At 69.8% G+C, this 13,925-nt stretch carries 11 protein-coding genes (1 of these 11 only partly in view); 5 read left to right on the plus strand and 6 right to left on the minus strand.

Annotated features, from left to right (window positions below; genetic code table 11):
- Window positions 1–36: 36 nt before the first annotated feature.
- Together ACFFJB_RS00610 and ACFFJB_RS00615 are read right to left on the minus strand one after the other, a co-directional pair.
- Window positions 37–1,722 carry an acyl-CoA synthetase gene (locus tag ACFFJB_RS00610; protein ID WP_376828675.1) on the minus strand — a complete coding sequence of 562 codons (1,686 nt, stop codon included), beginning with the start codon at window positions 1,720–1,722 and terminating at the stop codon, window positions 37–39.
- A 129-nt stretch (window positions 1,723–1,851) separates the two neighbouring features.
- Complete coding sequence (locus ACFFJB_RS00615) at window positions 1,852–2,460, minus strand: NADPH-dependent FMN reductase (RefSeq protein WP_376828676.1); 609 nt, start codon at window positions 2,458–2,460, stop codon at window positions 1,852–1,854.
- 200 nt (window positions 2,461–2,660) lie between these two features.
- Here ACFFJB_RS00615 and ACFFJB_RS00620 point away from each other — a divergent pair, with 200 nt between their 5' ends.
- Window positions 2,661–3,311 carry a TetR/AcrR family transcriptional regulator gene (locus tag ACFFJB_RS00620; RefSeq protein ID WP_376828678.1) on the plus strand — a complete coding sequence of 217 codons (651 nt, stop codon included), beginning with the start codon at window positions 2,661–2,663 and terminating at the stop codon, window positions 3,309–3,311.
- A 102-nt stretch (window positions 3,312–3,413) separates the two neighbouring features.
- Here the strand turns inward: ACFFJB_RS00620 and ACFFJB_RS00625 are convergent, their stop codons facing one another.
- Window positions 3,414–4,637, minus strand: coding sequence for an ABC transporter substrate-binding protein (locus ACFFJB_RS00625; RefSeq protein WP_376828680.1), 1,224 nt, complete (start codon window positions 4,635–4,637; stop codon window positions 3,414–3,416).
- 141 nt (window positions 4,638–4,778) lie between these two features.
- Window positions 4,779–6,011: an ABC transporter substrate-binding protein gene (locus ACFFJB_RS00630; protein ID WP_376828682.1), complete on the minus strand. Its 1,233-nt coding sequence runs from the start codon at window positions 6,009–6,011 to the stop codon at window positions 4,779–4,781.
- Window positions 6,012–6,266: 255 nt separating this feature from the next.
- Between ACFFJB_RS00630 and ilvA the strand changes: the two genes are divergently transcribed.
- On the plus strand, window positions 6,267–7,529 hold the full coding sequence (ilvA, locus tag ACFFJB_RS00635; RefSeq protein ID WP_376828684.1) for a threonine ammonia-lyase IlvA: 1,263 nt from the start codon (window positions 6,267–6,269) through the stop codon (window positions 7,527–7,529).
- A gap of 137 nt (window positions 7,530–7,666) precedes the next feature.
- Here ilvA and ACFFJB_RS00640 read toward each other — a convergent pair whose 3' ends face one another.
- On the minus strand, window positions 7,667–8,446 hold the full coding sequence (locus ACFFJB_RS00640) for an enoyl-CoA hydratase (protein ID WP_376828686.1): 780 nt from the start codon (window positions 8,444–8,446) through the stop codon (window positions 7,667–7,669).
- Between the two features lie 463 nt (window positions 8,447–8,909).
- Here ACFFJB_RS00640 and repA point away from each other — a divergent pair, with 463 nt between their 5' ends.
- From repA to repC, 3 genes are all read left to right on the plus strand, one after another.
- Window positions 8,910–10,124 (plus strand): plasmid partitioning protein RepA, encoded by a 1,215-nt coding sequence (gene repA, locus ACFFJB_RS00645; protein WP_376828688.1) that lies wholly within the window; start codon window positions 8,910–8,912, stop codon window positions 10,122–10,124.
- Window positions 10,124–11,155 (plus strand): plasmid partitioning protein RepB, encoded by a 1,032-nt coding sequence (gene repB, locus ACFFJB_RS00650; protein WP_376828690.1) that lies wholly within the window; start codon window positions 10,124–10,126, stop codon window positions 11,153–11,155. The genes repA and repB overlap by 1 nt, the downstream gene beginning before the upstream one ends.
- Window positions 11,156–11,639: 484 nt before the next feature.
- Window positions 11,640–12,920, plus strand: coding sequence for a plasmid replication protein RepC (gene repC, locus ACFFJB_RS00655; RefSeq protein WP_376828692.1), 1,281 nt, complete (start codon window positions 11,640–11,642; stop codon window positions 12,918–12,920).
- 62 nt (window positions 12,921–12,982) lie between these two features.
- Here the strand turns inward: repC and ACFFJB_RS00660 are convergent, their stop codons facing one another.
- Window positions 12,983–13,925 carry the 3' portion of a UDP-N-acetylmuramoyl-tripeptide--D-alanyl-D-alanine ligase gene (locus tag ACFFJB_RS00660; RefSeq protein ID WP_376828694.1) on the minus strand. 599 nt of this gene lie beyond the right edge of the window, so only the last 943 of its 1,542 coding nucleotides appear in the window; its start codon lies beyond the right edge, outside the window; the stop codon is at window positions 12,983–12,985.

Raw genomic sequence — 13,925 nt, forward strand, 5'->3', positions numbered from 1 at the left:
GCGCCGTCCCGGGCGCCGGGGCCCGGGCGCGGCGGCTCACGCCCGGCCGGGCGCGGCGCTCTCCTGCCCGGCGCGCTCCAGGGCCTCGCGCAGCTGCTGGCGCAGCAACGGCTTGTTGACCTTGTTGGCGCCGCTGAGCGGCAGCGGCTCGCTGCGCAGGTCAACCGAGCGGGGACACTTGTAGGCGGCGATGCGGGCGCGGCAGTGGGCGATGACCGCTTCCCCGGTGAGATCGAAACCGGGGCGCACCGAAATGACCGCGTGCACCTGTTCGCCCCAGCGTTCGTGCGGCCGGCCGATGACGGCGCACTGGGCCACGCCGGGCAGCTGGCAGATGACGTCCTCCACCTCCGACGAGTAAACGTTCTCGCCGCCGGTGATGATCATGTCCTTGAGGCGGTCGATGACGTAGACGAAGCCTTCGTCGTCCATGTAGCCAAGGTCGCCGGTGTGCAGCCAGCCGTCGCGGACCGCGCGCTCCGTCAGCTCCGGCTCCCGCCAGTAGCCCTTCATCACGGTGGGGCCGCGCACCACGATCTCGCCCGGCTCGCCGGGCGGCAACGGCCTGCCTTCCGGATCAAACACCGCCACGTCCAGCCCGACCAGCGCCCGGCCGCAGGAGCGCGCGCGCCCTTCATGGCGGTGGGTGGTGACGTAGCGCGGCGGCAGCGCCGTGCAGGAGGCGGTGGCCTCGGTCATGCCGTAACAGTGCACGAACTGCGCCTGGGGCATCAGCGCCAGCGCCTCGTTGAGCAGCGTCTCCGGCATGGGCGCGGCGCCGTAAAGCAGCATGCGCAGGCTGGTGAGGTCGCAGCTGCGGCTGGCCGGATCGTCCAGCAGCATGCGCAGCATGGTGGGGACCATGGAGGTGATGGTGACGCCATGGGCGCCGATGGCGCGGGCCACCGCCCCCGGCTCGAACCTGGGCAGCAGCACGACGCGCCCGCCGCAGATCATCACCGGCAAACACAGGCCGGCCGCGCCCACATGGAACAGCGGCCCCGAAACCAGCGCCACGCTGGTTTCGTCCAGCTTCACCGCCAGCCCGGACGACCAGGCGCTGCACATGATGTTGGCGTGGGTGTGCATCACGCCCTTGGGCGCGCCGGTGCTGCCGCTGGTGTAGAACAGCGCCGCCACGTCGTCGCCACGGCGGCCGCGGTCCTCCGCCGGCGCCGCCTCCGCCAGCAGCCGCTCGTAACTGGCCATGCCTGCGGGCGCCGCCCCCTCCCCCGCGTGGATGACCACGGACACGCCGGCCGCCGCGGCGAGGGCGGCGCCCAGCTCCGCCCATGCGTCGTCAACGATGAGAATGCGCGCGCCGGCATGGCGGACGATGCGCTCCAGCTCCGGCAGGGCGAGGCGGAAGTTGAGCGGCGTGAACACGCCCCCGCCCCAGGGAACGCCGAAACAGAATTCAAGATAGCGGTGACCGTTGTCGGCCAGCATACAGACGCGGTCGCCGTCCTCCATGCCGAGATCGCGCAGCGCCCCGGCCAGACGCATCGCGCGGCCGGCGAACTGCGCCCAGGTGAGGCGCGTGTCGCCGTCCACCACGGCGACGGCCTGCGCCTGCTGGCGCACGCAGCGCTGCAGGGCCTGCGAAAGGCCCAGCGCCGCCGCCGCGCCGCCAGACGGTCCCGGCGGCGCCGGCCGCCGCCCCCGGCCAGGATCCGCCGCGTCTTCAGGATTGACCGCCAGCGCGAGCGCGCCCTCTTCCATGACGTCTCTCCCTTGATCTCCGGCGCCTCTGCGGGCGCTCCGCAACCATTGGCACGTAATGGCCGCCCGCACGGGCGGACGGCGGCGGCCGGAGCGCGGGCCCACTCCGGCGGCCCGGTCCGGCGCCGCTCAGGCGCAGGCGAGGCGCAGCGCCGACGGCGCCGCGGCGTTGCGGCGCAGGGCGCGCATTTCAGCGAACTCCACCACCTGGGAGGCGACGATGGCGAGCTGGCGGTCCAGCGCCTCGTCGGCGCAGCGGCCGGCGGCGTCGAACGCCGGCGTGACGGCGCTGAACGCCGCCGCCATGGGCGTGGGCCAGCCGCGCAGGGCGTGAATGATGGCGCGCAGGGCGGACAGCGTGGCGCCAAGCGCCTGGGGCCCCCAGGCGCTGACGATGCAGCCGACGGCGCGGCCATCCAGATACGGCGCGGGATCGTCGCGCAGGTCCTCGAGGTAATCGAGGGCGTTTTTCAGAAGGCCGGAAACGGAGCCGTGATAGCCCGGCGAGGCGATGATGACGCCGTCAGCGCGGCGAATGGCCTCAATGAAGCGGGTCGCCTGCGGGCTGCGGCCGGCCTCGCCGGCGCCATACATTGGAAAGATGAGATCCGCTCCGCAGAAGGCCAGCGTTTCGGCGCCGTTCGCTTCCGCATGGGAAAGCGCGACGCGCAGGGCCTGTTCGGACGACGAGTTCTGGCGGGTGGTCCCGCCGACGCCGACGACAAGGGGGCGGTTCATTGTCTGGTCCTCCCTGCCGCCCCGGCGGGGCGGCCGTACGTCTGTCTGCGTCCCCGCGCCTCATGCCGGCGCCGTGACGTCAGGTACGGGATTACGATAAGATAAGTTATGTTATTGTCAATCGTGACCGAAGGTCTGCGTCGCCAATCTGGCGCATGGGTGGTATGACGCCGCCGCGCACTAGCAGGGAACACGGCATCATGACAGAAGCCCATCCGCTCAAGGCATCCGGCGACGCCACGGCGACGTCCGCCCGCAAGGGGCGCGGCGCCCGGCGCACGCGCGCCGACGGACGGCTGTCCCGGAAGGACTGGATCGAGGCCGGGCAGGAAATCCTGCGCAAGGAAGGCATTTCCGCCGTCAAGCTGGCGGCGCTGACCCGGCGCCTCGGCGTCTCGACCGGCAGTTTCTATCACCATTTCAGCGACTTCGAGGATTATCTCGGAGCGCTCGCCGCCGCCTTCAGCATGGACAGCGTGCGCGGCGTGCTGGAGCGGACCGCCTTTGACGACCCTGATCCGCTGAACCGCGTGCGTGAGCTGGCGCGGCTGAGCGTGGCGGAAGGCACCTTCGAGCTGGACCGCGCCATGCGCATCTGGGCGACCATGGACCAGCGCGCCGCCGCCACCGTGCGCGAGGCCGAGGCGCAGGTGCTGGCCTTTCTCTCGGAGGCGTTCCGGGATCTTGGCTTTGACGAAACGGAGGCGGAGCTGCGCTCGCGCATCCTGATGTCGGTGAACATCGCCCAGCTGCAGCTTTTTGAGGGCGGCGGCCGCCGCCGCTTCTTCAAGCAGGCCATGGAGCTGCTCGCCCGCCCGGACGGCGCGACAACCTGCAGGAAGTCCGCCTGAGCGGCGGCGCTCCGCAGGCCCCCGGCGCGCGGCGGACGCGACGGCGCAAGACGGACGGAAGAGGGCGTTTTGCGCCCCCTGCCCGGCTGGCGGCGGCCACGTTTACTCCACGGGGTCCCAGCTCTCGCCGTTGAAGCGCTGCAGGCGCATGTGCGAAACCACCGTGTAGTCGTCCGGAGAGGTGTTGATCAGGCTCCCCGGCAGCAGCACCGGAATGCGCACGTTCCTGAGGCTGGTCGCCTGGCGCATGATATTTTCGCGCGAGAGGTCGTCGCCGGCCTGGCGCAGCACCTGCTCCAGGGTCTGGGCATAGGCGTAGCCGACGATGTTGAGGGTGTCGGACGGGTCGGCGCCGGGCAGGTACCTGTCGAACCAGGCGCGCCACTCCTTCACCGCCGCGTCGTCCTTCCACGCCGGATCCGTCGCCTCCTTTATGAAGCCGGCGGTGATCACGCCCTTCGAAGCCTCGATGCCCGCCGGCCGGAAGGTGGAGCCGATATAGGCCGAGCCGAGGGTGAGGTAGATCTGCGGCTTCCAGCCCATTTCATGAATCTTGCGGATCGCCTGGGCCGCCTGGCGCGAATAGGCGAACAGGAACACCGCGTCCGCCCCCGCCTCCTTCAGGTTGACGATCTGCGAGTCGATGGTGGGATCGGCGGCCTGGAAGCTCTGGGCGCTGACGATGCCGGCGGCGCGCTCGCCCAGGCCCTTGCGAAGGCCGGCCAGCAGCTCCCTGCCGAAGTCATCGTTCTGGTAGAGCACGCCGATACGCGCCCCGGGCGTGCGCGCGGCCACCTGCCTGCCGAAGAACTCGCCCTCACGGTGCAGCGCCGGCTGCCAGGCCATGGTCCACGGATAGTGGACCGGATCATTGAACGCCTGGGAGCCGCCGGCGACGAACAGCTGCGGCGCTTTCCTGCTGTTGAGGTATCCACGTACCGCAAGATTGTTGGCAGTTCCCAACGAGCCGAAGATGAGGGCCACGTCTTCGCCCTCCATCAGGCGGCGCACGCCCTCCAGCGCCCTGGGCGCGCTGTAGCCGTCATCAAGGGAGATGAAACGGATCTTGCGGCCGTTAATGCCGCCGCGGTCATTGAGATACCGGAAATAGGCGGCCTGGGCCTTGCCCAGCTGGCCATAGGCCGAGGCCGGGCCGCTGTAGGCCATGGTCTGGCCGATGCGGATCTCGGCGCCGGTCACGCCAGGGAAGGTTTTTTTCTCCGCGGCGCCGGCGAGCGTCGCTCCCATGGCGGCGAGCGCCGCCGCGAGCAGGACGCGCCGGGAAGGCGCCAGCCGGCGCGGCTGGCGGGTGGGGCCTTGCGTCATCAGAGCCTCCGGAATCTGACGGTCGGGGAGATGCGCGTCATGGCCGCGTCCGCGCAGGCGCGCCATGGCGCCGGCGGCCGCCGGCAAAGGGGGGTAGCCGGACGGAAGGCCCGGGCGCGCGGGCTTCCGGGCGAGCAGGGATCAGGCCGGAAGCCGGCAGGCGCCCTCCGCCATGGGGCGGAACGCCTGTTCGGGCGGCGTCACGCCGGCGATGGTCACGTAATCCCAGTCGTAACGCTGCTCTTCCGGCCTGCGCACCTGGCAGAGGTACATGCGGTTCATGAGCCGGCCGTTGGGCGCCACGCGCGCCGGCCCGAACAAGGGGTCGGACACCTCCAGCTCCTTCATCTTCGCCACGACGGCGGCGCCGTCGCGCCGCGCCTGCGGAACGCCCGCCGCCGCGGCGGCGCGCAGATAATGCAGGGCCGCCGAATAGGCGCCCGCGACGTTCTGCGAGGGACGCAGTCCTTTGGTAGCCGGCAAAAGGCGGGCGGTGAACGCCCGCGTCGCCCCGTCGCGGTCCCAGTAGAAGGCAGTGGAGCAGAACATGCCCCGGGCTTCTTTCAGCCCCATGGAATGGACCTGGGGCACGTCCATGAGCATGGCGGTGAGCGTGATTCCGCCGGCGGCGAGGCCGAATTCGTTGGCCTGCTTGACGCAGTTCACGAGGTCTTCGCCGGCGTTGGCGAAACAGACCACGCGCGCGCCGCTCTGCTGTGCCTGCAGCAGATAGCTTGAAAAATCGCCCGGGCCGGGGAAGGGATGGCGCGCCACGCCCAGCACCTTGCCGCCCCGTCTGCCGATGATGGCGCTGGCGTCGCGCACGACCGAGGCGCCCATGGCGTAGTCGGCGGCGATGAAAAACCAGCTGTCCAGTCCCCGGTCCATGATGGCGTTGGCCACGGTGGCGGCCATGGCGTGGCTGTCATAGGTCCAGTGTACGTGATTGGGTCCGCAATACCTGCCGGTGAGGTCTTCGGTTGCGGTTCCGCTGAACAGGGCGACGCGGTTCTTCTCCCGCGCCAGCTGGCTTACCCCCAGCGCCAGCGCCGACATCGGCAGGTCTGCGATGGCGTGCACTTCGCCATTGTCGAACCAGTTTCGCGCCACGGCGAGGCCGATGTCGGGCTTGAGCTGGAAATCGCCCTGAACCACCTCCACCGGAATGTCCGGCCGCTCCTTGCCGAAGTCTTCCGCGGCCAGCCGGACTGCCGTGACAGCGCTGACGCCGGACAGGTTGGCGTAGGGACCGTTCATGTCGGCGAGCACGCCGATGCGCAGCGGCCCCTCCCCCTGCGCCCGGACGACGGCGGGCGCTGCGAGGGCTGCGGCCGCAGCTGTCATGAAGGCGCGACGGGACACTGGATGAGGCATGGCGCCCTCCCCTGAGCTGATGGCGTTCAGATGACGTTTCCCCGGGTTTCCGCCTGGCGATGGATAACATAACTTATCTTATTGACGATTCATTACACCGTCGCATGCGCGCGTGCAAGGGGCCTGGCGCTGGACAGGAGACGCGATGGCGGCGGAATATCACTCACGCCAGCTGGCCCTGCCGCCGGCACGAAAGCGCATGCCGCCAGCGTCAGGCTGAAGGGTGACGCCGCGACCGCAGACCGGGAGACGGAAATGGAGCAGCTACGGGACGCATTTCATGAGGGAGTGACCGCCGCGGCCGCGGCGCTGCGCCAGCTGTTTCCTCCGACGCCACTGCAACTGAACGGCCACCTGTCGCGCCGGTTCGGCGCGCGCATCTGGCTGAAGCGGGAGGACCTGTCGCCGGTGCGCTCCTACAAGATCCGGGGCGCCTTTAACTTTCTTCGCAAACGGCTCGCAGGCGCCGGCGAGCCGCCCCGTTTCTGCGCCGCCTCGGCGGGCAACCACGCGCAGGGTTTCGCCTACGCCTGCCGCCATTTCGGCGTGAGCGGCCGCGTGTTCATGCCGGTGACCACGCCGGCGCAGAAGATTGAAAAGACCCGCATGTTCGGCGGCGCCTCCGTCGAAATCACGCTCACCGGCGACCGGTTCGACGAGTGCTACGCCGCGGCGCAGGCGTGGGCGGCGGAGAGCGGCGCGGTGATGGCACCGCCCTTTGACGACGCCGACATTATCGAAGGCCAGGCGACCATCGCGCTGGAGATTGACCGGCAGCTCGCCGGCGCGCGTTTCGACATCGCCGTGGCGCCGGTGGGCGGCGGCGGACTGGCCGCAGGGCTTACGCGCTACTGGCGGGGCGCGCCCACGGCGCCGCAGCTGCTGTTCGCCGAGGCGGCCGGAGCGGCGAGCCTGCGCGCCAGCCTGGAGGCAGGCCGGCGGGTGCGGCTGGAGACGATCGACAGTTTTGCAGAGGGCGCGGCGGTGGCGGAGCCGGGGGCGCTGCCGTTCAGCATTCTGCGCGACCAGCCGGCCGCCGCCGTTCAGGTCGTGCCGGAGGGCCGCATCTGCCAGACCATGCTGGAGATGCTCAATCTGGAAGGCATTGTGCTGGAGCCTGCGGGAGCCCTGTCGGTCGCGGCGCTGCCGGACTTGCGGGACGTCATTTACGGCCGCAATGTCCTGCTCATCGTCTCCGGCGGCAACTTCGACTTTGAGCGCCTGCCGGAGGTGAAGGAGCGGGCGCTTCGCCATGAAGGGCGCAAGAAATATTTCGTGCTGCGGCTGCCGCAGCGGCCCGGGGCGCTGCGCGCCTTCCTGAACCTGCTCGGCCCCGACGACGACATCACCCGGTTTGAATATCTGAAAAAGTCGGCGCGGGATTTCGGCTCGGTGCTGCTGGGCATCGAGACCACCCATGCCAGCAATTTCGAGGCGCTGTTCCGCAGCTTCGAGCTGGCCGGGCTGCAATATCACGACATCACCAACGACCAGACCTTCTCCGACCTGCTCATCTGACCCGGTTGGGAGCTCCCAACCGCCCGGTCCGGCGCCGCCGCTCACGCCCCAAAGCAGGACGCCCGGGCGAAACCCGGGCGTCCGTCGCAGACTGACCGCGACCGCGCGCAGCGGCGCGGCGCGCGACCGGGCCTGGCCTATTTCTGCGTCCGGCCGCGCTCGAGAACCGCGCTGCGACGCTTCTCCACGTCGTCCGGCCTCACAGCCGTGTTATGGGCCTTCGACACCCGCGCCTCCAGCGCCATCGCCTCCCCAAAGGGCAGCGCATAGCCGTCGTCGATCAGCTTTTTCAGACCGCGCTGCATCACCGGGTCCATGGAGGCCATGTCCAGCGCCAGCCTGCGCGCTGTCGTCATCAGCTCGTCCGCAGGGACCACGCGGTTGACCAGGCCCCAGCGCTCCGCCGTCTGCGCGTCGAGGAAGTTGCCGGACAGCGACAGCTCCTTGGCGCGGTAAACGCCGATCACCCGCGACAGCTTCTGGGACAGGCCCCAGCCCGGCATGATGCCGACGCGGCCATGGGTGTCGGCGAAGCGCGCGTTCTCCGAAGCGATGAGCACGTCGCAGGCCAGCGCCAGCTCAAAGCCGCCGGTGATGGCCACGCCGTTGATGGCGCCGATCACCGGCTTCTCACAGCTTTCGATCGCCTTCACCGGATTGATGTCGACCTCGGTGGCGTTGGCGGCGCCGAGCGCCGACGCGTCGCTGCCAAGCTCTTTAAGGTCCAGGCCGGCGGTGAAGGCGCGCTGCCCCGCGCCGGTGAGAATCACCACGCGCACCTCGGGGTCAGCGTTGACCTGGCGGATCGCCGCCGCAAGCCCGGCGCGCAGGGCGCGCGACAGCGCGTTCATCGCCTCGGGGCGGTTCATGGTGATGGTGGCGACGCCGTCAGCCTTCTCGACAAGAAGAATGGACATCTCTGCTCCCTGGGTGTTGTGCGTTGCGGCCGCGCGATCCGGCGCCGGCGACGCCGGTCCGCGCCATTCCGTGTTACATGGCTTCCGTTGCGCCGCGCAACTGCGCCGCCCGCAGGAGGGAGCCGCCGCGCCCGCGTGCGGCGCGGTCTCCACGGCGACTCCCTCCTTATTATGTTACGGGGAGAGTGGGCGATCATGAATTGCGCCAGGCGACGCGGCGCCTCGCCCGGCCCGCGGCGCGCGGCACGGAACCGCCGGCCGCCTCCGCCGCCGCAAGCCGCACGCCGCGCGTGAGATTGCGATGGCCGCAGCCCCGCCGGCGCGCATTTCTCCACGCATGATTTGAACCGTTGGCGCCAAACCACTGCAGCCGTTAATCTTTCGTTAACCCCTTGGTTATTGACGCTGCGCCCGAATCCAATCACCCTACGCAAAATTCGCCCGACACGGGGTTTTGGCGTAGATGAGCGACACGATGGAAAATTCCGCGCAACAGCGAAACATCAGCAAGTCAATTGACGTGCTGATCGATGAGCACGCGCGCGTCCTGTCGGACCAGCTCCACATCCTGCGTTCCCGCCTGTTCTCCCCGCAGTCGGAAAAGCAGCTGCGCCTGTTCAGCTCGCCCGAGGCGGCGCGGCTGATCGGCGTCACCGACGCCTATCTTCGCCAGCTCGCCCGCGCCGGCGAGGGGCCGGAGGCCGAGCGCGGCCCGGGCGGGCGCCGGCTGTACAGCCTGAAACAGATCAACCAGATCCGCCGGCTGCTCAGCCAGCACAAGCCGGCTTACCTTCCCGGCCGCACCGGCGACGAGCACCTGCAGGTCATCGCCATCACCAATTTCAAGGGCGGCTCGGGCAAGACCACGGCCAGCGCCCACCTGGCGCAGTATCTCGCCATGCGCGGTTACCGCGTCCTCGCCGTCGACCTCGACCCGCAGGCCAGTCTTTCGGCCCTGTTCGGCTACCAGCCCGAGTTCGACATCAAACCGAACGAGACGCTTTACGGCGCCATCCGCTATGACGGCCAGCGCCGCCCGCTGCGCGAGATCATCCGGGCCACCTACTTCGACGGTCTCGATCTTGTGCCCGCTAATCTCGAGCTGCACGAGTACGAGCACGAGACGCCGCTGATGCTGGCCCGCGGCGAGAGCGGGGACGGGCTGTTCTTCGCGCGCGTCGCCCAGGCGCTGTCCACCGTGGACGCGGACTACGACGTGGTGGTGATCGACTGCCCGCCGCAACTCGGCTTCCTGACGCTCGGCGCGCTGTGCGCCGCCACCGGCATCATCATCACCGTGCATCCGCAGATGCTGGACGTGGCCTCCATGTCCCAGTTCCTGCAGATGACCGCCGGGCTGCTGGGCGTGGTGCGCAAGGCTGGCGGCAACCTTGAATATGACTTCCTGCGCTACTGCATCACCCGTTACGAGCCCAATGACGGGCCGCAGGCGCAGGTGGTGGGTTTCCTGCGCAGCCTGTTCGGCGATCTGGTGCTCACCCAGACCGCGCTCAAGACCACGGCGGTGACCGAGGCGGGCCTGCGCAAGCAGACGATCTACGAGATCCCGCGGGATCAGCTTCACCGGCAGACCTATGAACGCGCGCTTGAGTCCTTTGATCTCGTCAACGGCGAGATCGAGGGGCTGATCCGCGCCAGTTGGGGGAGAGCGTCCTGATGGCCCGGAAGAGCACCCTTGCAGACCTGATGAAGGCGGCGCCCAATCCGGCGCCGCCTGGCGGGCTTTCGGGTGCCGCGGCGCGGGCCCCGACCCTCGGCTCGCCGGTGGCGTCCGGCGCGCTTCGCGCCATGGGGCTGTCCCTGGAGCGGCTGTCGGCTGACGCCGAGCGCGCCCGCAATCTGGAGGCGATGATCGCCGCCGGCGACCGCGTCATCGAGCTGGATCCGGAGCAGATCGACAGTTCCTTTGTCCGCGACCGTCTCGGCGAAGACGAGGCCGGCGCCGACCCGACCATGGAGAGCCTGGTGCGCTCCATCGCCGAGCAGGGCCAGCAGGTGCCGATCCTGGTGCGCCCCGTCGGCGACACCGGCCGCTACCAGGTGGCCTACGGACACCGGCGCCTGAGGGCGGTGCGCCAGCTTGGCCGGAAGGTGAAGGCCATCGTCCGCCCCCTCACCGACGCCGAGCTGGTGATCGCCCAGGCGCGGGAAAATCTCGAGCGGCGCGATCTCAGCTACATCGAGAAAGCCATGTTCGCCCGCCGGCTGGAGGAACAGTTCGAGCGGGCCACGCTCATGGCGGCGCTGGGAGTCGACAAGGCGGACCTGTCGCGCCTGCTCTCGCTCGCCCATGCGCTGCCGGTGGAGGTGGTCCAGGCCATTGGTCCGGCGCCACGCGCCGGACGGCCGCGGTGGAGCCGGCTGGCCGCCGCCCTCGGGACGGAAGGGGCGCTGGCGTGTTTCAACGCCCTTGCGCGCGAACCGGCGTTTCTGAACGCCCCCAGCGACCGGCGCTTCGCCATGGCGCTGGAGCGGCTTGAGCGGTTCGCCGCCGGGAGCGCCGGCGCGCCTGCCGGGGAATCCGGCGTGGTGGACATCACCGGCGCAGGCGGGACCGTGCTGGCCCGGCTGGAGACCGGGCGGGGCGGCGGACGCCTGCACCTCGTGGACGAAGCCTTCGGCGCGTTCCTGCGGGCGCGCCTGCCGGAGCTGGCCCGGGCCTTCGCCGCTGAAAAAGGCGAAGGCTAGCCGGCCGCGGCCATGACGCCCCGCTGGCGCGCGCCGGAGGGAAGGGCGCCGGGGCAGGGGGCGTCAGGCCCCTGGCTGGCGCGGCGGACAGCCGTTACGGCCGCCGGGACAACCGGCGGCGATCAAGGTTTCCTCCGCCGCCCGCGTGGCGGAGCGGGCTGTTCCGGCGGACGTGCCGGAACAGCGCATGTGGCGCGGCTGACGGGCGGCGCGCTGGCCGGAGAAGCCGGCGCAGGCGCTCCGCGCAGCAGGCGCAAGGCCTTTCAGGGAGCAACCTGGAGGGCGTGGAGTGGATGACAGATGGCCGGCGCTTCGGCGCCACAGACAGGAGTGAAGCGGCGAAAAGAAAAAGGCCCCCGAAACGACGTCCCGGAAGCCTTTCTCATTGGTCTGGTAAACCCGAGAATCGCACTTCCGAAAATCGCAGTCAAGAGCGTGACGTCATTTTGGCGGTCGGTTTCCTGCGCCCGAAAGGCAGGGATCGATGAGAGAGCAAGTGCTGACGACGCCCTTTGGGCGGCGAACGATGTCGCTCGCCATGGCGACGCACCAGATCACGGCGCGCGCGGCCGCGCCGGAAGCTGCGGTCAACAAGTGGCAGGTGTTCCGCCACATCTGTGAGGCGCGCGAGCTGCTGGGGCCCTCGGACCGGGCTCTGGTGGTGCTGAACGCGCTTCTGTCGTTTCATCCCGAAACGCTGCTGTCGCCGGCGGACGGGCTGGTGGTGTTTCCCTCCAACGTCCAGCTGTCCACGCGCGCCCACGGCATGGCGCCGGCCACGCTGCGGCGGCATCTGGCCACGCTGGTCGAGCTGGGCTTCATCATCCGCCGCGACAGTCCCAACGGCAAGCGCTACGCCCGCAAGGGCGCCGGCGGAGACATCGTCGCCGCCTACGGCTTCGACCTGACGCCGCTGGTCGCCCGCGCCGGCGAGTTCGCCACGCTGGCCGAGCAGGTGGCGGAGCAGCGCCGCCAGCGCCAGATGCTGCGCGAGCGCGTCACGCTGGCCCGCCGCCACGCCGCCAAACTGCTGCAGACCGGCGAGGACCTGTGCGACGGCGACGCGTGGCGGGCGTTCCGCGCGCGTTATGAAGCCCTGTGCGCCGCTCCGCCGCGCTCCGCCGGAACGCAGGCGCTCGCCGAACGCGCCGAGGCCCTCGAACGCCTGCATGCGGACATCGCCAACCATCTGGAAAAACATCTGAAAATCGCAAATCCAGGCGGCGATGAATCCCAATGTGAGCGCCACATACAGAATCCCCTTCAACAGAATTCTGCAGAAGAAAACGCCGCTCCTGCCGTCCCTTCTGAAACGCCGCTCTCGCTCAATGACGTGCTCAGCGCCTGTCCGGACATTCTCGACTACGCGCCAACCCCGTCCATCCGCAGCTGGAACGAGCTGTGCGCCGCGGCCACGGTAGCGCGCGCCGCTCTCGGCGTCAGTCCCGACCAGTGGCGTTCATTCCAGAAGCACGCAGGGCAGGGACAGGCAGCGGCCGTCATCGCCGCCGTGCTGCAAAAACGCGAACGCGTGCAACGTCCGACAGCCTATCTGCGTGCGCTGGAACAACGCATTCGCGCCGGCCGGTTCTCGGTGCATCCGATGCTGCGTGCGCTGGCGCGCGAACGGCTCTCCGGACCGCCGCAACCACCCGCAGGCGCAACCGGACAGGCGGCGACCGCCGGTTGCGCCGGGTCCGTCAGGCCTCGCTGGCCGTCTGGCGACCGCCTGTTCAGGCCAGCAGCGTCTGGAACCGGCGGATGAACCATGCGGCCGGGAGAACCGGCGCGACACGGCGAACCATACGCACTGCCTGGCGCAATCCGTCAGTAATCGCGGGAAACGTCGTGACAACCGGCGTCGCCGGCGGAAGCGCCCCGCGCCGATGCGGCGACGAGAGCCGCCGCCAGCCTGTCCAGCCGCGTTCCGGCCGAGCTCTTGACCAGAACGAGATCGCCGGAACGCAGCTCCGCCCGGACGAGCGGCGCCAGCTCCGTCACGTCCGCCGCCCACAGGGTCTGCGTCCTGCCGGCGAGCGCATCCCGCAGGCTGGTCATTTCTTCGCCGCAGAGAATGACCAGGTCGGGGCGTCCGTCGAGCACCGCCCCGGCGAGATCGGCGTGCAGGCGGCGGCTGTCCGGCCCCAGCTCGCGCATGTCGCCAAGAACGAACAGGCGCCGTCCGCCCGGCGCCGGCGGCTGCAGGTCACGGGTCATGGCGATGGCTGCGGCCATGGAGGCGGGATTGGCGTTGTAGGACTCGTCGACGAGGCGGATGACGCGCCCGTCCACGGTCAGGTCCCGGATCACGCCGCGGCCCGCCACCGGGGCGAAGGTGGCGAAAAACGGCGCCGCGTGCTCCGCCGGCAGGCCGAGGGCGTCGAGCACCGCGACGCATCCGGCGGCGTTGAGCGCCATGTGTTCGCCCGGCGCGCTCATGCGGAAACCGATGGGGCGTCCGCGCAGGGAAAGGCTGACCATGCGCTGCTGGCCCGCGTATTCCGTCAGGCGCACGTCTGCGCTGGTCGCGCGGCCATAGCTGACCACGCGCAGGCCGGCCTGGCGCGCCGCCCGTTCGAGCAGAGCGAACTGCGGCATGTCCATGTAAAGCACGGCCACGGCGCCCGGCCGCATGCCTTCAAAAATGCGGGCCTTGCGCCGGGCGATTTCATCGACGTCGCGGTGGTATTGCAGATGGGCGGGCGCGATGTTGGTGACGATGGCGACGTCTGGCCGGGCGATGGCGGTGTTGGCGCGCATGCCGCCAATG

This window comes from Camelimonas abortus, assembly GCF_042432745.1.
Lineage (GTDB): Bacteria > Pseudomonadota > Alphaproteobacteria > Rhizobiales > Beijerinckiaceae > Camelimonas > Camelimonas abortus.

Bases quoted from the DNA above. Each gene is read 5' to 3' on its own strand.
- repA (WP_376828688.1), top strand. From the start codon at position 8,910: ATGAGCGACACGATGGAAAATTCCGCGCAACAGCGAAACATCAGCAAG.
- repB (WP_376828690.1), top strand. From the start codon at position 10,124: ATGGCCCGGAAGAGCACCCTTGCAGACCTGATGAAGGCGGCGCCCAAT.
- ACFFJB_RS00620 (WP_376828678.1), top strand. From the start codon at position 2,661: ATGACAGAAGCCCATCCGCTCAAGGCATCCGGCGACGCCACGGCGACG.
- ACFFJB_RS00615 (WP_376828676.1), bottom strand. From the start codon at position 2,460: ATGAACCGCCCCCTTGTCGTCGGCGTCGGCGGGACCACCCGCCAGAAC.
- ACFFJB_RS00625 (WP_376828680.1), bottom strand. From the start codon at position 4,637: ATGACGCAAGGCCCCACCCGCCAGCCGCGCCGGCTGGCGCCTTCCCGG.
- repC (WP_376828692.1), top strand. From the start codon at position 11,640: ATGAGAGAGCAAGTGCTGACGACGCCCTTTGGGCGGCGAACGATGTCG.
- ACFFJB_RS00640 (WP_376828686.1), bottom strand. From the start codon at position 8,446: ATGTCCATTCTTCTTGTCGAGAAGGCTGACGGCGTCGCCACCATCACC.
- ACFFJB_RS00610 (WP_376828675.1), bottom strand. From the start codon at position 1,722: ATGGAAGAGGGCGCGCTCGCGCTGGCGGTCAATCCTGAAGACGCGGCG.
- ACFFJB_RS00630 (WP_376828682.1), bottom strand. From the start codon at position 6,011: ATGCCTCATCCAGTGTCCCGTCGCGCCTTCATGACAGCTGCGGCCGCA.
- ilvA (WP_376828684.1), top strand. From the start codon at position 6,267: ATGGAGCAGCTACGGGACGCATTTCATGAGGGAGTGACCGCCGCGGCC.